Raw genomic sequence first — 16561 nt, forward strand, 5'->3', positions numbered from 1 at the left:
CACCTGCATGGTCAGTGTCTGGCCATCGCGGTGCCCTGAATCGCGCTCACTACGTTTTCCAAGCCTTTGAAATGGATCCGCAAAAAATGAACAACATCGAAGACATCTACTCGCTTTCGCCCACCCAGCATGGCCTGCTGTTCCACAGCGTGGTTGAGCCCGATTCGCGGGTGTATTACCAGCAGTTGAGCCTGGAAATGAATGGTCCTCTGCACTTGAGCGCGTTTCGCGGCGCCTGGCAGGCATTGATCCAGCGCCACGCTGTATTGCGCAGCGCCTTTCTCTGGGAAGACCTGGACGACGCCTATCAGGTGGTACAACAAGAAGTGGCATTGCCCCTGACCGAACTGGACTGGCAAGACCGCGCCGAGCCGCAGGCCGCGCTCGAACAGTTGGCGCTGGAGCAACGGGCGCAACCCCTTGAGTTGAATGAATCACCGCTAATGCGCGTCTGCCTAGTGCGTTTGGCCCCCGAACGCTGGCACCTGGTCTGGACCTTCCATCACATACTTATGGACGGCTGGAGCGTAAGCATCGCCGTTCAGGAATGGCTGGCTCTGTACTACGAACAAGCCCATTCACGCCCCGCCAACCTGCCAACGACCCGCCCTTACCGGGACTACATCGCCTGGCTGGCGGAACAGGACATGACTGCCACCGAAGGCTTCTGGCGCGATCAGTTGCAAGAGGTCAGCGAGCCGACCCCGCTGCCCAACTTTGCCGTACGCCAAGCAGCACCGGCCGGGGCGCCCTTCGCCGAACGTGAAAGCCTGCTGACGGCCAGCGAAACCGAGCAGTTATCTCACTTCGCCCGCCAAAACGACCTGACCATCAACACGCTGATCCAAGGCGCCTGGGCACTGCTGCTCGGCCAACATGCCGGGCGTGACGATGTGGTCTATGGCGTCACTGTCGCCGGTCGTCCCGAGAATCTGGCGGCGGTGGATAACACCGTGGGGCTGTTCATCAATACCCTGCCGTTGCGCGTGCAATGGGCTGACGGACCAACGCTGGTGAACTGGTTGCAACAGTTGCAGCAAACCAACAGCGACTTGCGTCATCACGCTTACCTGCCGCTGGGCAAACTCAAGTCGATGACAAGCATTGCCGCTGAACAGGCGCTGTTCGACTCGATTCTGGTGTTCGAGAACTTCCCGGTCACTGACGCGCTCAACCAGGACACTGGCGGCCTTAGCTTCAAGGCACCGAGCAGCGACCAGCAGGCCGATGGCATCACCCTCACCCAAGGCCGCAACCATTTCCCGCTGTCGTTGATCGTGGTGCCGGACAAGCAGTTGCACTACCTGATCAGCTACAACCGCGCACGCTTCAGCGATGCCGAGATCGCGGTATTGTCAGCACAGTTGCGCGACATCCTGTTGGCGATGACGGCGCAAGCACAATGCCCGGTTGGTGAGTTGCAGTGGCTCAGTCCTGAGGAGCATCAACGCCTGCTCATACAAGGGCGCGGAACGCAGTTGCCGGTGCCTCAGGTCTGCCTGCATCAGCGTTTCGAGCAACACGCTGCGGCTAATCCCGAACACCTGGCGATCCGTGATTGCAAAGTGGCGCTCACCTACGGGGAACTGGACCAGCAGGCTAACCGCCTCAGCCAATACCTGCGCGCCCAAGGCATCGGCCATGACAGCGTGGTGGCCCTTGCCCTGGAACGCAGCACTGAGTTTGTGATTGCCCTACTGGCGACCTTAAAGGCCGGCGCGGCCTATCTACCGCTGGATATCAAACAGCCCGCCGGGCGTTTGGCCGATGTCCTGGATGACAGTCGCGCCGCGCTGCTGATCGGTGCCGCGCCATCGCCACTGCTCAAGGGCCTGGCCGAACACACGTCTGCACTCTGGCTGACGGAACAGGCGCAGGTCATCGCCACGCAGCCAGACACCCCGCCCGCGGTGGCGCACAGCCCAAGCGATGCCGCCTATGTGATCTACACCTCGGGCTCAACCGGCACCCCCAAAGGCGTGGTGGTCGAGCATCAATCCATCGTTGATTACCTGACAGCGGTGCAGACCGTCCTCAATCCGCCGTCGACAGCTCGTTATGGCTTGCTGTCCAGCGTCGCGGCAGACCTGGGTCACACCCAACTGTTCGGTGCCCTGTGCAGCGGCGCGAGCCTATTGTTGGTGGATGAAGAAGTCGGTTTCAGCCCGCTGGCACTGGCCGACCTCTTCGACCAGCACCCGCTGGATGTGCTGAAAATAACCCCAAGCCATCTGGCCGGGTTACTGCAGGCACTTCCCGATGCACGCCTGTTGCCTCGTGCCCTGCTGGTCTTTGGTGGCGACGCCCTTAGCCCGGCGTTGCTGGAACAGGTCAACCGCCTTGCGCCGGGGCTCAGGGTGCTCAACCACTACGGGCCGAGCGAAGCGACGGTTGGTGCGATTGCCAGCGAACTGAGCGCAGGCCTGCGCAGCATTGCCCTTGGTCGACCGCTGCCCAACCGGCAACTGCGGGTGGTCGACGTTAATGGTCATCCGGTGCCAACCGGAGTATCAGGCGAACTGTTGATCGAGGGTGCTCTGGCCCGGGGCTACCTGCACCGGCCTGATCTGACTGCCGAACGCTTCCAGCTTGATGATAACCAGCAACGCTGGTACCGAACCGGTGACCGCGTGCGCTGGCAGGTGGACGGCCAGCTGGCGTTTATCGGCCGGGTCGACAGTCAGGTCAAGATCCGTGGCAATCGCCTGGAACTGGGCGAAGTCGAAGCCCAGATCAAGCGCCTGTCGCCGCTGATTGAACAGGCTCTGGTACGCGCCGTGGAACTGGATGGCAACCTGCGATTGGTGGCCTATCTGGTCGCCAGCCAGTCGCTTTCGGCCACCAAACTGCGTAACGACCTCAGCGCACGCGTGCCGGACTACATGGTGCCTGCGCACTTCATCACGCTTGACGAACTGCCCCTCAACCGCAACGGCAAGGTCGATGCTCAGCGTCTGCCGATACCGCAACAGCCAACCGACGACAGCACCACTCACGTGGCGCCGCGCAATGAAGTCGAGACACTGCTGGCGGACATCTGGCAGGAAGTTCTAAAGCGTGAACGGATTGGCGTGCACGACAACTTTTTCGCCCTCGGGGGCGATTCGATTCTCAACTTGCAAATCATCGCCCGTGCCAACCAGCAAGGACTCAAGCTCACGCCGAGTCAGCTATTCGAAAACCGCACCATCGCCGATATCGCACGGGTTCTGGGTGCTGACGCCAGTCACGCAGTGGCAGAAAACGCTGCCGACGGCTATGACCTGCCATTGGGAGCCGGTCAACTGGCGCGCTTACAACAAGGTTCGCTGGACGCCACATGGCGTTGTGTGGCGCTTAGCCAAGTGATTGATAGCCAACTGCTGAGCCAGGCCATTGCTGCCTTGCAACAGCACCACCAGGCGTTGCGTCTGGCGCTCAAGGCACTGCCGGATGGCGAATGGCAGCAGCAGGTACTGGTCGCTCCAGCGGGCCCGGTGGTTAGCCGTCAGAGCCTCGTAGATCTCAGCTATTCACGTTTGCAGACCGTGGCTCAGGCGGGTGTTGACGGCCTTGATCTGGAACGCGGGCAAACACTGCATGCTTGCCTGTTGGAGCATGACGGCAAGCACCATCTGCTGCTGGCCGCTCACCCACTGAGTCTTGACGAAGCATCGTGGCCGCTGTTGCTCACCGACCTCAATCTGGCGTTGGGGCAACTGCTGTATCAGCGCCCCGTGCGGCTGTCCTATGCGGGCGGCGACTTCACCCAGTGGACACGCCACCAGCACAGCTATGCCCAGGGCGATACGCTGGACGATGTCTGGGAACACTGGCTGCAATATGCAGGCATGGACACCGTGCAATTGCCTGACAGTCAACAGCCAATCAGCCTGGTTGAAGAAAAGCTTTCAGCCAGCACCTCACGTGACCTCAAGCGCTTGGGCGAAGTGTTGCATCTGGACTGGAACAGCCTGCTGGCCAGCGCTGTGGTAGAACAGTGCCAAGCACAGTGCGGTGCAGGCCTGGTTGCGCTGAATATTCAAGGCGCACGCCCGGCGACAGAGCAACTGCCTGTGGGCGCACCGATTGCCGTGGCCGATCTTGACCCGGCCCGCATCGTCGGCCCTTTGCAGCTGGCGGTTCCCTTCTTCCTCCAACCTGAAGGCGACAGCCTGCTGCAACGTTTGCAGGCACTGGCCGTGCAACTGCGTGCCTACCCGCAACATGGCGCCGACTATGGTGTCCTGCGTTACCTCTCGGACAACACTTACTTGCAGGAGCCGCTGGGCGACCTGCCGAGTGCCTCGGTCACCATTCGCTGGCTGGGTAACCGCGACAGCCATCGCGAACAACACGGCATCCTGGCGCAGGTCGAGGCCGCGAGCCAGCCGACAGCCCCTGCTTGCCCACTGACGCTGGATGCCCATTGGCAGGACGGTCGCCTGTATCTGCGCAGCGAAGGCACACTTGCCGCCAGCTGGATGCCTCGCCTCGTACAACAGCTGACCGAGCTGGCCGGGCTCCTTGCCGAACCCGAGCTGCGTCCTGCCAGTCAGGCCTTCCCGCTTTGCCACAAGCAGGCGGCAACCCTGGCCGCTGAACCGCTGGACTGGTCGAACATCGAAGATGTCTACCCTTTGTCATCCATGCAACAGGGCATGCTGCTGCACACCCTGCTGCAACCCCACAGCGGCATCTACCTGATGCAACAACGCTACAGTTGGGACGGCGTGCTGCAACGCCCAGCCATGGAAGCCGCCTGGCAACTGTTCCTTGAGCGCCATCCGATGATGCGCACCGCCTTCTGGTGGCAGGACGACCATGAGCCGCTGCAATGTGTCTACCGTAAAACCGCCCCGGCGTTCGACTGGCAAGACCTGCGCCACCTCGATGAAGAGCAACAGCGGCTGGCGATGGATCAGGCCCTGGAAGCGCAACGCCTGCAAGGTTTCGACATGGCCTGCGCGCCCTTGACCCACCTGCGGGTGTTCCAACTCGACGAGCGCCGCTTCGCCGTGGTGCGCAGCTTCCACCACATCCTGACTGACGCCTGGTGCTTCGGCCTGCTGATGGAAGATTTACTGGCGATCTACCAAGCCATCGTGCGCCAGGAGCCTGTGGCCCGACCACTGTTCCGTTCGTTCCGTGGTTACATGAGCTGGCTGGAGCGCCATGACATGGCCGCAGCTCACGCTTTCTGGCAGGCGGAAATGGCAGGTTTCAGCGAACCGACGCCACTGCATGTTGACAGCCCGCTGAACCGCCCAGAACAGGCTCCGGAACAGGTCGGCGATCTCGACCAGACCCTGAGCATCAGTCAGACCCAGCGTTTGCAGCAGCTGTGCCAAACCTATCAGCTGACGCCTAACACCTGGATTCAGGGTGCCTGGGCGTTGCTGCTGTCGCGATACAGCGGTAACCGCGATGTGCTGTTCGGCGTCACCGTGGCCGGTCGCCCCACTGATCTGGCGGGCGTGGAAGAGATGGTTGGGTTGTTCATCAACAGCCTGCCCCTGCGCATCGATGTCGATCCGCAAGCAATGGTGGCCGACTGGTTGCAGTCGCTGCTGTCGCACAATGCACAATTACGCGAACACGAAAGCGCGTCGCTGGTGGATATCCAGCGCTGCAGTGATGTACCGCGCGGCCAGCAGTTGTTCGACAGCCTGGTGGTATTCGAAAACGCCCCGCTGGATATCAGCAGTGTGCAATTGGACGCCTTCAGCATCGACATCTATGAAGATCGGGTGCACACCAATTTCCCGATGACGGTGGTGCTCTATCCTGGCGACCGCCTGGGGATTCGCTTGTCTTACGACAACCAGCGTTTCACCCGCGATACCGTGCAGCGGATGCTCGGGCATCTGGTGCAATTGCTGTCCGCCATGCTCGATCAACCGCAGGCCCAACTGGGTAGCCTGCACATGCTCCCGAAAATGGAGCGTCAGGCGTTGCAGGTCGAATGGAACAACAGCGCCGTCGACTTCCCGCTGGAACGGGGCTACGCCTCGCTATTCGCCGATCAGGTACGCAACCGCGCCCAACACATCGCCGCCGTGTGCCAAGGGCAATCCCTGACCTACGCCGAACTGGATCGACGCGCCAATAACATTGCTCACGCGTTGCAAGCAGCCGGTGCGGGTCCTGAAACATTGGTGGCGCTATTTGCCGATCGTGGCCTGCCCTTGCTGGCCATGATGATCGCCACCCTCAAGGTCGGCGCCGCCTTCCAGGCGCTGGATACCCAGCAACCGGCCACCCGTCTGGCAGAGCTGCTTGATCTGGGTGAAGCCCCGCTGTTGCTGGTTTGCGAGCACGCAGCCTCGACGCTGGACAACGTACTGCCACAGATGCACAAGCAGCCCAACTGCCTGAATGTCCAAGCGCTGTGGCAAGGCAGCGAGCAACCGCCAGTTACCTACTCGCATAACCCTGATCAACTGGCCTATGTGATCTTCACTTCGGGTTCCACCGGTACGCCCAAGGGGGTTATGGTCGAGCACCGTGGGATGCTCAACAACATGTTCGGTAAAGTGCCGAGCCTGGGTTTGAGCGAAGGCGACCGTATTGCCCAGACCGCTTCGGCGGCGTTCGATATCTGTGTGTGGCAGTTCCTCGCCGCACCGTTGTTTGGCGCCACCGTGCACATACTGCCCGACGCTCAGGCGCATGATCCGCTGGCCTTGCTTGATGTTGTCGAGGAACAGCGTTTGACGCTGCTGGAAACGGTGCCTGCACTGATTCGCGGCATGCTCCAGGAAAGTCGTCCGCAACATAGTCTGGCCAGCCTGCGCTGGCTGTTGCCCACTGGCGAGGCGCTGCCACCGGCGCTGGCGCGAGACTGGCTCGCACGCTTCCCGTCCACCCCGATGATGAACGCCTATGGCCCAGCCGAGTGCTCGGACGATGTTGCGTTCCATCCGATCACCCAGCCACCGGCCGATGACTGCCTGCACATGCCTATCGGCCGTCCGACCGCCAACAACCAGGTATTCGTTCTCGACTCGGCGCTACGGGTGGTGCCTGTCGGGGTTCCCGGCGAATTGTGCATCGGCGGGGTCGGTGTGGGTCGCGGTTACCTGCGCGACTCAGAACGCACCCGCGAGGCCTTTGTTCCTCACCCGTTCCAGCCGCAAGCACGGTTGTATCGCAGCGGTGACATTGGCCGCATGCGCGCAGATGGTGTGATCGAATACCTTGGGCGTCGCGACCAGCAAGTGAAAATCCGCGGTTATCGCATCGAGTTGGGCGAAATCGAAAACCGTTTGATGCAGCACCCGGCAATCGACAGTGCCGCAGTATTGGCGCTGCCGGATGCACGTGGCACCTTGCAACTGGTGGCCTGGTATGTGCTCGACAGCACTACCAACCTGGGCGGCGAGCCCGCGCAACAGGTACTGGCCGCTTACTTGAGCACACAATTGGCAAGCTATATGGTGCCGGCCCGTTGGCTGGAGCTTGAACAGTTGCCGCTGAACGCCAACGGCAAGGTCGACCGTCGCGCCCTAACCGCCATCGGCATCCCTCAAACCGAGCAGGATCAGGAGTTGTGTGTGGCACCGCGCACTGCCACTGAACAGGTATTGGCTGAGCTCTGGAAAGAAATCCTAGGACTGGACAAGGTTGGCGTGCACGACGATTTCTTCGCCATCGGCGGCCATTCGTTGCTGGCGACCCAAGTACTGTCACGTATCCGTCGTCGGCTGGAGGTCAACCTGCCACTGCGTATCCTGTTCGAACGCGGCACCCTGGAACAGCTGGCCGAAGCGGTTGATCGACAGCGCGACGTGCAGATCGAGGCCGACGGCGAGGTCAACATCACCCTGACCCCACGCAACCAACCGCTGCCGCTGTCTTACAGCCAGCAACGGCTGTGGTTCCTCGATCGATTCGAAGGCCCGAGCGCGGCCTACAACATGAGCACTGTCGTCAGATTACGCGGCGTGCTGAACATCGCGGCGCTGCAAGCGGCGTTGCAGCAGGTACTGGAGCGTCACGAATCGTTGCGTACCGCCTTTCACCTCAATGGCGACCAGCCGTGCCAGGTGATCAGCCCGGCACCGGTGGTTGACCTGACGCCAACCGAGCTGACCGATGTCGATGGCGAGGAGCAGGCACAACGCCTTCAGCGCCTGATCGATGAAGAGTCTGCCCGCCCGTTCGACTTGCAACAGGCACCTATGTTGCGCGCCAGTTTGTTGCGTCTAGGCACGGATGATCACGTGTTGCAGTTGGTGCTGCATCACATCGCGACCGACGCCTGGTCCATGGGTATTCTGATGCAGGAGCTGATCAGCGGGTATCAAGCCTTCACTCAGGGTGCTACACCGGCCTTCGCGCCGCTGCCCGTTCAGTATGCGGACTACGCCTTCTGGCAACGCAGCGAAGCACAACAACGTCAGCTGGCACGTGCCATCGACTACTGGCGTCGCCAGCTCGACGGCGCTCCGACCTTGATCGCACTGCCGCTGGATAACCCAAGGCCGACACGTCCCGACTATCAAGGTGCTGCGCTTGAGCAACGCTTCACTCCGGCTCAGGCTCAGACCCTCAAAACCTACGCACAGCAGCAACGGGCGACGCTGTTCATGGTCTTGCTCAATGCCTTCAACAGCCTGTTGCAGCGCGCCACCGGCAGCCACGACTTTATCGTCGGCACCGACTTGGCCAACCGCGAACACCCGGCCGTGGAAAACCTCATCGGTTTCTTCGTCAATGTGTTGCCGATACGTGCACGCCTGACCGAGGGCGAACACTTTGCCGTACGCCTGCAACGCTTGCGTGATGACTGCCTGTCAGCCTTCCAACACCAGCAAGTACCGTTCGACAAGCTAGTCGAGGAGCTGCAGCCGCCGCGCACGCCGGGGGTCAATCCGTTGGTTCAGGTGCTATTCGTCATGCAGAACACACCGGGTTCCACCGCCAGCCTGCCGGGCCTTGAAGTAGAGGAACACCTGATGCAGGGCCAGCAGAGCAGCAAGTTCGACCTGGCCGTGTTTGTCGAGGAGAACGAGGATCAAAGTCTGAGCGTGCGCTGGGTCTATCGCACAAGCGTGTTGAGCGCGTCCACCATCACCCTGCTTGAGCAAGGCTTCGCGGGCTTGCTGGAGCGCCTCCTTGTGGCACCCGAGCAAGCATTGGACGATTGGTCATGGCAACTGCCGGGTAGCAACGACAGCGCCGCCGTCTCCCAGCCTGACTCGTCGGGCAACGATGTGGCGGCCCGCAGCGCACGCAAAATGTCCAAGTTGAGCAAACTCAAGCAAACCCGTGCCACCGCCGTAAGTCAGGTGGCGCACGAACAGGTACGCACCCGCACCCTGGGTGATGGGCGAACGTTGCCGCTGGTAATCGAGCCGCTGCTTGGCGAGCTGGACCCTGTGCACTGGGCGCTGCAAGCCCGTGAATGGATCAATCAACAACTGCTCAGCCACGGCGGTTTGCTGTTCCGCGGGTTTAACCTGCCTGATGCCGCCGCCTTCGAGCAGTTCGCCCAAGCCATCGAACCTGACCTTTACGGGGCTTATGGCGACCTGCCGAAAAACACCTCCGGCAAGAACATCTACCATTCCACGCCATACCCGGAACAGCACATGATTCTCTTCCACAATGAGAGCTCGCACTTGCCGCAGTGGCCACGCAAACAGTGGTTCTATTGTGAAACGCCAGCACCGCGTGGCGGCTGCACGCCGATCGTCGATTGCCGGCAGGTGCTGACGCGGTTGCCCGAGGACATCGTCGCTCGTCTCAAGGCTCAGGGCCTGCTTTATGTACGGCACTTCACCGACAAGCTGGACGTGCGCTGGCAGGACTTTTTCAAGACCGAGCAACGAGACGAAGTCGAGCGCCAATGCCAGAACTCAGGCATGCAATGGGAGTGGCTGGGCACCGATAACCTACGCATTGCCCAGCGTTGCCCGGCGATCATCGAACATCCGGAGACCGGAGAATTGTCATTTTTCAATCAAGTGCAACTGCACCACTCGGCGTGCCTGGAACCTGAGGTGCGCAGCAACCTGATCAACCTGTTCGGTTTGGGCAACCTGCCACGCAACGTGTATTACGGCGATGGCAGCGTGATCGAAGACCAGGTAATGGAAGTGATCGGCGCCGCCTACGAGAACTGCGCAGTGCGCTTCGACTGGCACAAGGGCGACATGGTGATGCTCGACAACATGCTGGTGGCCCACGCCCGGGACCCATTTGAGGGCGAGCGTAAGATCTGTGTCGCCATGGGCCAGATGATGAATCGCGAACAACTGGCGAGCAGCCGGCCAGCAGCACAACCGTTGCCAGACATGGAGGTGCCGGTATGACTGTGTACGAAAAACCTGAAGAAGCTTTCGCACTCTCGCCACAGCAGCGCAGCCAGTGGTTGGCGGGGCTGGCACCCGTGCGTCTGGAACTGGAAATTAACGGTACGCTGACGCTGGAACGCCTGCACCAACGGCTCGCCGCCCTGACCGCTTGCCACGAGGCCTTGCGCTTGCGTGTGCGGCCGGAATCGGGATTGTTGATGCCGTTGCAGGTTGTTGAACCCGCGACTGCAACCAACGCGGTCGACGTTGAGGTGCAGTCGCTGGCTGCTGATCTGCACCGGGTGACGCTGCAATTGCCTGCACTGAGCGCCGATCGCGGCACCTTGCTGCGCCTGGCGCAGGCACTGGGCGCAGCAGAGGCACCCGTGGTCGACGATGAGGCCATGACCTACACTCAATACAGTGCCTGGCTCTACGAATTGCAGGCCGATGAAGACGCCGAACACGGCCGCAGGTTCTGGGCTAGCCAGGCTCTGGCCGAACCGGTCGGCAGCGAGTTGCTCTACCGGCAGGTGCGCACCGACCAGCCCGATTCCCCGGCAACCACCAGCCTGATCACCAGCACGCAATTAAGCGCTGCTTTGGACGGTTATTGCCAGCGCCACACAGCCTCAGCCGAACAGGTATTGATGAGTGCTTGGGCCGTGCTGTTGCAGCGCCTGAGCACCGGCGACAATTCAGCTCTGACATTGAATTGGGTTCATGATTGCCGCGACGATTATGAAGAACTTGCAGACTGCTGGGGATTGTTCGCCAAGCCCCTGCCCTTGCGCTGGCAAGCTGGTTGCGACAGTACCTTTGCCCAAGTGTTGGCGAATACCCAGACGCTCTGCGAGCAAGCCAGCGAATGGCAAGAGTATTGTGGTGTCAGCACCGCCTTGCCGGTCAGCGCTACGCATTACGGCTTCCAATGGGGAGCTCAGCTGCCGGACCAGCTCGACATGCTTGGCAGCATCGCATCGACGCTCAAAGTGCTGACTGTTCACGCCATTCCCCCAGGCATGGAACTGCTTCTCGTCGCTGAAGCGATTGGTTGCGAAGATAACGCCAGCGGCTATCGCCTGAACCTGTGCCACATGCCGAGCCGCTACAGCGAACAAGCGGCCTTGATCCTGCTGGAGCAGTTTCAGTCGCTGCTGCTCGATGCCCTGACTAGCCCAGACAAGAGGCTGGCTGATCTGTCGTTGCAGGCGCCGAGTTTCACAGCGGCACTGGCCGCTCTTCAGCCCCCACTTGAAACCACAGCGCAGCCTTTTATCAGTGTGCCCACGCGCTTCAGCCAGTGTGCCGAACAATTTGCCGACCACGTGGCGCTGCGCGATCAGAACCAATACCTGAGCTACGCCGAACTGCACAGCCGCAGTAATCAACTGGCGCATTACCTGCGGACCCAAGGTGTAGGCCGCGAAGACCGCGTGGCGTTGTACCTGGATCGATCGGCGCAGATGGTGCTTGCAATGCTCGCGGTACTTAAAAGCGGCGCGGCGTTTGTACCGCTGGATGTTCAACAGCCTGCGCAGCGCTCACTGGCAATCCTGCAACAGGCGAAGCCGCTCTTTATACTCAGCGGTGCAGCTGGCAGCGGCCCGACGCTACCCTCGGTCGGCAGCCTTGACCTGCGTGATGTAGCTTCATGGCAGCAGAGCCCAATGACCGCCGTGGACATCGAAATCCAGCCGCAAGACGCAGCCTATGTGCTGTTTACCTCTGGCAGTACAGGTACGCCAAAGGGCGTAATCGTTGAGCACGGCCAACTTGCCAGCTACGTCTACAGTGTGTCCGGGCGGCTGCAACTGTTGGCGGGCGAACGCAGTGCGGTGGTCACCTCACTGGCGGCAGACCTGGGCTACACACTGCTGTTCCCAGCGCTACTCAGCGGTGGCGAGTTGCACCTTCTGGACAAAACAACAGCCATGGACGCCAAGGCTTGGGCGGACTGGCAGACACAGTATCCAATTGATCACCTGAAAGTCGTGCCGTCGCTGCTCGACGCTTGGTTAAACCACGGCCAAGGCGCCGCCGTGTTGCCACGCAAACAGTTGATCCTCGGTGGCGAGACTTGCTCGCAACGCCTGTTGCAAAGCATTCGCGATCTTGCACCGAGCTTGATGACCTTCAATCATTACGGGCCTACCGAAACCACTGTTGGGGTGGTAATGCACAAGGCTGATCCGGCCTGTGACTATCGCCGCTTGCCCCTGAGTGATCGCCTCGAAGGCATGCGCCTGTATCTGCTCGATGACCAGCAAGCGCTGGCCGCCCCTGGGCAAAACGCCGAACTCTATATTGCCGGTCCGCAACTGGCGCGCGGCTATCTGGATGCACAACAGGACGCTGAACGCTTTATCGAACTTGCGCAACTGCCTGGCGAACGCCTCTATCGCACCGGCGATATGGCGCGTTACCGACATGACGCCAGCCTTGAAATCACTGGCCGTGCCGACCGGCAGGTAAAAATCCGTGGTTTTCGTGTGGAACTCGACGAGATCCAGGCACAGTTGGCCAGTCTCTCCGGCGTTGCTCAGGCGGCGGTTGAATGCGTGCCAAGGGGCGAACTCGGCCAACAGCTATTTGCCTTTCTGACCCTGATGCCCGGACATTCGATTACTGTTGCTCAACTTCATGGTCAGGCTCAGGACCGCCTACCGGATTACATGCTGCCAACCCTGCGCATCGTCGAAGCGCTGCCGCTGATGGGCAACGGTAAGCTCGACCGCAAAACCTTGCAGCAATGGGCTGACAAAGTGCTCGATACAGTCGGCAGCACCCTACCGCGTACACCACTTGAAGCGCTGCTGGCCGAGGTATGGGCACAGGTGCTGGGGCTGGAACGGGTGGGTATCGACGATGATTTCTTCGCCCTGGGCGGCCATTCGCTGGCGGCGGTGACACTGGCCAGTCGGCTGCAAACGGCGCTATCGGCACCGGTGACGGTCAATGCCGTGTTTACCGCGCCCAGCGTTTCAGCGTTTGCGGCGCTGGTACAGGCGCAGCTCAAACTCTCGCCGCTGGTAAGATTGTCGGCCCCCGATGCTGTTGCGGTGAACAATGCCAACCTGTTCTGTTTCCACCCCTCCACGGGCCATGTGCAGGACTACCGCACGCTACCGGCGCTACTGCCAGCGTGGAGTCTGTGGGGCTTGCAAGCAGCTTATCTGGCCGAAGACAGCGCCACACTCGGCGGCGATATCGAAAGCCTGTGCTCGATTTATGTCGAACATTTGCGTCAACAGCAACCTCACGGTCCGTATTATCTGCTGGGCTTCTCGCTGGGCGGACTGCTGGCAATTACCGCTGCCGCGCAGCTGGAAAGTCAGGGCGAACAGGTAGCCTTTCTCGGCATCATCGACTCGCAATACCAGCGCCAGGCGCAAGAAGATAGTGTCGAGGCACTGCTGGAATCGGCGGCGCAAGCCCTGACCCCGGACAGCCAGACCCTGTTGCGCCAGTTGCCACAGCCAGCCTTGTCGGCCTTGGTGGAACAACTGAATGTCTTGCCTCCCTCGGCACGTCTGCCGGAGCTGGTCCAGTGGGCTCGCCAGCAAGGCCTGCAACTGGATGGCGACAGTTGGGAGCACCTACAGACACGGCTGCGCTACCAGCAACATACGCAGCATCTGCTGGCGACTTTCCAGCCTCCGCGGTTAAGCTGTCCGGTGCATGTCTGGTGGGCCAGCGACACTCTGGCCGAGACTGATTTCGCTGACCCGAATTGGCAACGCCTGAGCAGCGGGCCCTTGACTCGTGAAGTTATTCAAGCACAACACCTGACCATCCTTGACCAACCTGATTTGCAGCAGCAACTGGTTGCGCGCCTTGAGGCCATAGCTACTGACGGAGCAGCTTGAAATGAATTTGTTATTACTCATGGCCAAGCGTTCATGGCGCGCGCTATTGATCGCAACCCTGACGGGCCTGATATGCGGGCTAGCGGCGGCGGGCCTGATCGCCAACATTAACCACAGCCTGGAGGTGTTTGATCAGTTACGTCCAGCCGATGGCCTCTACTTTGCCGGGCTTGTAGTGCTGGTAGCCATCTCGCGGGTGATCGCCGATATCAGCCTGCTACGCCTTGGACAGGGTGCTGTCCACGATATGCGTCTGCACCTGAGCACCAAATTGATTGAGACTCCTTTCGCGCAGTTACAGCGTTTAGGTAAACACCGGCTGTTGGCCATGCTGACTGACGACACGCAGACCATCAGTCAGGCAGTAGAGTTGGTGCCGATTTTACTGGTCAACGTGGGGATCATCGCCGCCTGCCTGGGCTATCTGGGCTGGCTAAGCCTGCCGCTGCTCGGTTTGACGCTGCTGCTGATTGTCTTGGGCAGCCTCAGTTTCAATTGGCCGCAACGTCGGGCGCTGACGTCGATCTCGCGTGCGCGCGAGCTCAAGGATCAGCTGTTCGATCAATACCGCCTGCTCACCGATGGCAGCAAGGAACTGCAGCTTAACCACCCGCGTCGGCAACACTTCTTCACTCGTCTGCTAATTCCGGTGAGCCAGCAATACCGCCGGGATTTTGTCCGTGGCATGAGCATCTATGCCTTGGTGCTTAATTGGGGCAATGCCATTTTCTACATGCTGATCGGCATAGTGCTGTTTGCCGCGCCGCACTTTATCGACCTAGGCGTCAGCCTGGTCACCGGTTACATCCTGACCATCCTTTACATGATTACCCCGCTGTCGGAGCTGATGAACGCACTGCCAACCCTGGGTCGGGCCAGCGTCGCGCTGAACAAGATTCGCGCCCTGGAAGGCGAAATGCAGGCCAACAGCGAGACAGTGGAGTCGATCCCTGCGACTCAGGTTCGCAGTCTGGTGTGCCGGCAAGTGACCCATACCTACTACCGCGAGCGCGAGGATGGTCATTTCACGCTGGGCCCAATCGACCTCACCCTCAATGCGGGTGAGGCGGTGTTCATAACCGGCGGCAACGGCAGTGGCAAAACCACCCTCGCCTTGTTACTGACCGGCCTTTACCCCCCGGAAAGCGGCGACATAATGCTCGACGAACAAGTGTCCTCAGCCAACGACAATCACCAATACCGACAGCACTTCTCGGCGATATTTACCGACTTTTGCCTGTTCGAAAACCTGCTCAATGGCGACGATCCGCAACTCGTGCAGCAAGCACAGGACTACCTGGTGCATCTGCAATTGGACCACAAGGTGCGAATTGAGAATGGCCAACTGACAACCTTGGCGCTGTCCACTGGGCAACGCAAACGCCTGGCCTTGCTCAGCGCCTACCTGGAAGACCGCCCCTGCTATCTGTTCGATGAATGGGCCGCCGACCAGGACCCGGTGTTCAAGCACTTTTTCTACACCAGAATCCTGCCGGACCTGCGTGAGCGCGACAAACTGGTGATTGTCATCTCCCATGACGATGCGTACTTCAATCTGGCAGACCGACTGATTCGTATCGAACACGGAACACTTAGCGAAATCATACCGCAGGCTCACGCAAAGGCTGCGCCCCTGACCGAGGCGTGTTCATAAAAGAGAGGCGCTCAACCGTCCTGATAGATGAAGTGCAGGTAACTTACCTGCTCTTCCACAGGTAGACGATGCAGCTTCGGACACGACTCACACAGCACTGGCGGCTGGCCCTCAACAGGCGCGTGCAACTGGTAATGCAGGCAGCAATGCCGACGTAACGGCAGACAGGGGCAAATCTGCGGCGCAGGTGACTCGACCATGCGTTGCAGGCCCCGTAATTTCAGGCGCCCGCCGTTCACCGTCGCCTGCTCCAGCCAGCGGTGCGCCTCGGCGAATCCGTCTCTGGACAAATCGGCATCCATTCTCGCGAAGGCTCCATCCCAAATGGCAACCATGTTGCCCCACAGGATTTTCGGGGCTAGCCCACCGGCGGCGGCCAGCGTGGTGAAAAGTGGTGCCAGATGTTGGTGGATCAGCCGCGACCAATAGTCTGCACGGTCTTCGGGGGCCAAGGCCGGTAGTCGGGTTTCCAATTCCAGCGCGAGGGGTTGCCCCTCATCGTGCAGCAATAAAGCCTCTTCGCTCCAGAAATCGATCGCACAATCACGCGTGAGAACACAGGCCAAAGTGGCCGGAAGGACAATGCTCATATAGTTCATTGACCACTGCGAAACCACTGCCGCGCGGTTAACTCCGGGATAAAGCAGAGCGAACTGGGTCAGCAATGGTTGCAGCGTGTCGGGATCGGCAACCCGGTTCAATGCAATGGAAGACTGCACTCCAGAAGCATGCCGGATAACCCGTTGTATCGGCGGCCA

General features: G+C 60.4%; 4 protein-coding genes. 3 read left to right on the plus strand and 1 reads right to left on the minus strand.

Annotation, left to right across the window (positions count from 1 at the left end; all coding sequences use genetic code 11):
* Positions 1 to 86 precede the first annotated feature (86 nt).
* The 3 genes from B9K09_RS11445 to B9K09_RS11455 are packed head-to-tail and all read left to right on the plus strand — an operon-like array spanning position 87 to position 15803.
* Entirely contained in the window at positions 87 to 10298 is a 10212-nt protein-coding gene (locus B9K09_RS11445; RefSeq protein WP_087519076.1) for a non-ribosomal peptide synthetase, read from the plus strand.
* The gene (locus B9K09_RS11450; RefSeq protein ID WP_087516917.1) at positions 10295 to 14149 is read left to right on the plus strand and encodes a non-ribosomal peptide synthetase; all 3855 of its coding nucleotides are present in this window, start codon (positions 10295 to 10297) and stop codon (positions 14147 to 14149) included. Before B9K09_RS11445 ends, B9K09_RS11450 begins: the two co-directional genes overlap by 4 nt.
* Before the next feature lies 1 nt (position 14150).
* Complete coding sequence (locus tag B9K09_RS11455) at positions 14151 to 15803, plus strand: cyclic peptide export ABC transporter (protein WP_087516918.1); 1653 nt, start codon at positions 14151 to 14153, stop codon at positions 15801 to 15803.
* An 11-nt stretch (positions 15804 to 15814) separates the two neighbouring features.
* On the opposite strand, the gene fhuF is transcribed toward B9K09_RS11455, so the two are convergent.
* On the minus strand, positions 15815 to 16504 hold the full coding sequence (fhuF, locus tag B9K09_RS11460; RefSeq protein WP_087516919.1) for a siderophore-iron reductase FhuF: 690 nt from the start codon (positions 16502 to 16504) through the stop codon (positions 15815 to 15817).
* Positions 16505 to 16561 lie beyond the last annotated feature (57 nt).

It is taken from the genome of Pseudomonas sp. M30-35 (assembly GCF_002163625.1).
GTDB lineage: Bacteria > Pseudomonadota > Gammaproteobacteria > Pseudomonadales > Pseudomonadaceae > Aquipseudomonas.

What these genes read in the sequence shown, in the direction of transcription:
- B9K09_RS11445 (WP_087519076.1), top strand. Translation starts at nt 87, where the DNA reads ATGAACAACATCGAAGACATCTACTCGCTTTCGCCCACCCAGCATGGC.
- B9K09_RS11450 (WP_087516917.1), top strand. Translation starts at nt 10,295, where the DNA reads ATGACTGTGTACGAAAAACCTGAAGAAGCTTTCGCACTCTCGCCACAG.
- B9K09_RS11455 (WP_087516918.1), top strand. Translation starts at nt 14,151, where the DNA reads ATGAATTTGTTATTACTCATGGCCAAGCGTTCATGGCGCGCGCTATTG.